The organism is Rhodococcus sp. NPDC057014, assembly GCF_042673295.1.
Lineage (GTDB): Bacteria > Actinomycetota > Actinomycetes > Mycobacteriales > Mycobacteriaceae > Rhodococcus_F.
This window is the reverse complement of the sequence record NZ_JBHUSF010000527.1, coordinates 1-3,474: the sequence shown is the minus strand read 5'-3', so window position 1 is coordinate 3,474 and position 3,474 is coordinate 1. Positions and strand designations below refer to the sequence as shown.

At 63.4% G+C, this 3,474-nt stretch carries 3 protein-coding genes; all 3 read left to right on the top strand.

Annotated features, from left to right (window positions below; all coding sequences use genetic code 11):
• The first annotated feature begins 99 nt into the window (after positions 1-99).
• The 3 genes from ACFTZB_RS44230 to ACFTZB_RS44220 are packed head-to-tail and all read left to right on the top strand — an operon-like array spanning position 100 to position 2,598.
• Positions 100-1,476 carry an NAD(P)/FAD-dependent oxidoreductase gene (locus ACFTZB_RS44230; RefSeq protein ID WP_378442145.1) on the top strand — a complete coding sequence of 459 codons (1,377 nt, stop codon included), beginning with the start codon at positions 100-102 and terminating at the stop codon, positions 1,474-1,476.
• 58 nt (positions 1,477-1,534) lie between these two features.
• A complete protein-coding gene (locus ACFTZB_RS44225; protein WP_378442143.1) occupies positions 1,535-2,179 on the top strand; it encodes an FMN-dependent NADH-azoreductase in 645 nt (214 codons plus the stop codon).
• A 59-nt stretch (positions 2,180-2,238) separates the two neighbouring features.
• A complete protein-coding gene (locus ACFTZB_RS44220) occupies positions 2,239-2,598 on the top strand; it encodes a hypothetical protein (RefSeq protein ID WP_378442141.1) in 360 nt (119 codons plus the stop codon).
• Positions 2,599-3,474: the final 876 nt, after the last annotated feature.

The window sequence follows — 3,474 nt, the reverse complement described above, 5'->3', positions numbered from 1 at the left end:
GAGGAGGGGAGCGCCCCTCCAACCTCCACTAGCCCGCCGTTATCCGAAGACGCTGACACTCCGCGCCCCTGTTCAGCCCTGAGCTCAGGAAGATCTCACATGCATCAATCGCACCGTCACCGCGTCGTCATCATCGGATCCGGATTCGGCGGGCTGTTCAGTGCCCGCGCGCTGCGCCGCACCAATGTCGACGTGACGATGATCGCCCGCACCAATCACCACCTCTTCCAGCCCTTGCTGTATCAGGTGGCAACCGGGATCCTCTCCGAGGGAGAGATCGCGGCACCTACCCGGCTGATCCTGCGCGACCAGGCCAACACCTCGGTGCTCCTCGGCGACGTCACCGAAATCGACCTGGACCACAAGACGGTGATCTCGCGCCACCTCGGCCACACCACCACAACCCCCTACGACTCCCTCATCGTGGCCGCCGGCGCCCAACAGTCCTATTTCGGCAACGACCATTTCGCCGAACACGCACCGGGTTTGAAGACCGTCGACGACGCACTCGAACTGCGGGGCCGCATCCTTAGCGCATTCGACCGAGCCGAGCACACCGCCGACGCCACCGAGCGTCAACGGTTGCTCACCTTCGTGGTGGTCGGCGCCGGACCCACCGGGGTGGAGATGGCCGGTCAGATCGCCGAGCTCGCCGACCGGACCCTGGCCGGTGCCTATCGCAACATCGATCCCCGCGATGCTCGGGTCATCCTGCTCGACGCCGCGCCGAAGATACTACCTCCCTTCCAGGACAAGCTGAGCGCCAGCGCAACCGCACGGCTGATCAAGATGGGCGTCGACATCCAGCTCAACGCGATGGTCAGCGAAGTCGACGAGCACGGGCTGACGGTCCGCGACGCCGATGGCACCACCCGGCGCATCGAAGCCGCGTGCAAGATCTGGTCCGCGGGTGTGGCCGCCAGCCCCCTCGGACGTCAGCTCGCCGAACAATCCGGTGCCGGGCTCGACCGCGCCGGCCGCGTGCAGGTCGAATCAGACCTCACCCTGCCCGGGCACCCGGAGGTGTTCGTCGTCGGCGACATGATGAGTCTGGACAAGCTGCCCGGCGTTGCCCAGGTCGCGATCCAGGGCGGACGCTACGCCGCCAAGCAGATCAAAACCGAACTCTGTGCTGCCGAGAAAGATGCCGCTACCTCCCCGCGGGAGCCGTTCCGGTACCGGGACAAGGGCAGCATGGCAACGGTCTCCCGGTTCAGCGCCGTCGCCCAGGTCGGCAAACTACATATCACCGGTGTGTTGGCGTGGGTCCTCTGGCTCGCCGTGCACCTGATCTACATCGTCGGCTTCAATCGCCGTCTCGCGACTGTCCTTTCGTGGATGTGGAGTATGGCCGGGTCCGACCGCGGACAACTGACGTCCACTCAACAGCAGGTCGAGGCCCGCACGGTGATCGGGCGGTTCGGCTCGGCCCGAACCGAAGATGACGAGAACGAGGACGAACAGCTGGCGAGCTGACCGACCCACCGACACATCCCGGACCTCGTCCTCGAGTTCCGTTCGGAAGGAACCATCCATGCCCCAGCTTCTCCGGATCGACTCCTCCGCCGATCTGCACGCCTCGACCTCGCGGCAATTGACCGCCCTGTTCGCCGATACCTGGAAGAGCATCAGCAACGACCACACCGTGCTCGCTCGTGACCTGCACCGGTTTCCCCTCCCGCACCTACCGAGCTCGAGCCTGCACTACGCTCCGCACCTGCGCACCGCTCAGGAACAACCCAGCGAACACGATCAACACCTGCAGAACGAGCTCATCGCCGAGCTGACCCGCGCCGACGCTGTCGTGCTCGCGGCTCCGATGTACCACTGGTCGGTGCCCTCCACCCTCAAGGCGTGGATCGACTGGATCCACGTCGCCGGTATCACGGCACCGTTCGATTCGGAGGAACGTCCCTTGGCCGGGAAGCCGGTGGTAGTGATCTCCACCCGCGGTGTCGAATACGGTCCCGGCGCCGGCAATTTCGGAGCAGACCACACCGTCCCGCCCGTGCAGTTGGCGTTGGCCGACTCGCTCGGAATGCATCTGTCCGTCGTGACTGTCGACCTCACACTCGCCCACCGGATCCCCGCCCTCAGCGGATCGACCGGCAAAGCCGCCGACAATGTAGCCGCTGCACGCCAGAGCGTGCAGGACCTCGCGGTCTCCATCGGATCGTGAACCACGTCAGAAAGGACCGGAATCCGCAGATGCCTTACCTTCACGATCCCCGACACAGCGTGGCCACTACCACCACCGCTCCCTCACCCACGATGTGCAGACCGATCCGCCGCGGCGATACGACCGCCGAAGCCGATACTCAGCGTTACCAAGAGCAGCGAAAAGACCGCCAGCAGAGACGCCGGATCGATCGACGCGGTTTGAGTCCCGAGACATACGATGTCCTCGAGTTCGCGCGTAAGTGGGCACCCTACGGTGGCCCGCCGGATGAAGAAACCTGGGTGCACTTCGGCATGAACTCCGCGCGATTCGCAGACCGCTACCGACAGGTCGTCGCCCAGGAGAAGGAGGCCCGTACAACGTCGATGCAGGACGGTTCCGACAACACCGATACCGACCAGGAAAGCAGTACCTGGTAGACGCCATAAACCATGTCCGACGATGGAATAGAAAGTACCACAGTGGTTGTCTTGCTTGCGGATACGGAGCGCAACTTCTGATCAACGGGACGTAATGGACAGACGGATGACGCACTTTGAACTAACTCTCTACCTTGCGATGGGCGTGACATCCTCCGCAATCTCCGCAGTGATCGCTCACCGTCGGAACCGAGACATCCTCGGCCTTCTTGTGCTCGGACTCTTGCTCGGCCCCCTCGGGGTGTTGCTGTCCATAATGATTGGCCGCCGCGATCGCATGTAGCCGGTGATCACCACCACTGCTACCAGCACCTCGCGGCACTCCTTGAGATGGCGAGCTAGATTCAGATCCAGCCCTATCCCACGGTCAAGACCGACTCACTCCAGTGTGGGATCGGGATTTGGCGTACGTAGTGACACCTTGTTCCGGTCTTCATACCGTTCACGTTTCGGTCGCGCCCTCCGACTGAAACTCGGCTAGTCCCCTCTTGGCGAGGAGCTGTCAGTCGAAACCCGAACACACGAGTCGAAGCAGAAACTCAGAGAAGAATGTTTCGAGCGATAGGCGGCACTGCCGTCAGCTACGGCTGACGGTGATGCGAGAGTGGCCTGCGGTTGCCGTCAAGGCGCCGCGACCGATACCTTCGATGTCGAAACCGGGCCCGACATTGCGATGCAAAGATCGACGGTGCCACTGCGATCGCCACCGCGTAAGCGAAGTACGGGCAGATCGGTTCCGCGCTGATCCTTGGCGGTGGCCGGAACGTCCACATCTGGCCCCCTTAGTGGTTCCGCCCATAAGTTCGTTGGGGGTCAGGTCCAGGCCGTCGGGTCGTTGAGGTAGAGACCGCAGACGGTGTCGAGGGCGTCTTCTGG

Coding starts and splice junctions, on each gene's coding strand:
- ACFTZB_RS44230 (WP_378442145.1), top strand. CDS start 100: ATGCATCAATCGCACCGTCACCGCGTCGTCATCATCGGATCCGGATTC.
- ACFTZB_RS44225 (WP_378442143.1), top strand. CDS start 1,535: ATGCCCCAGCTTCTCCGGATCGACTCCTCCGCCGATCTGCACGCCTCG.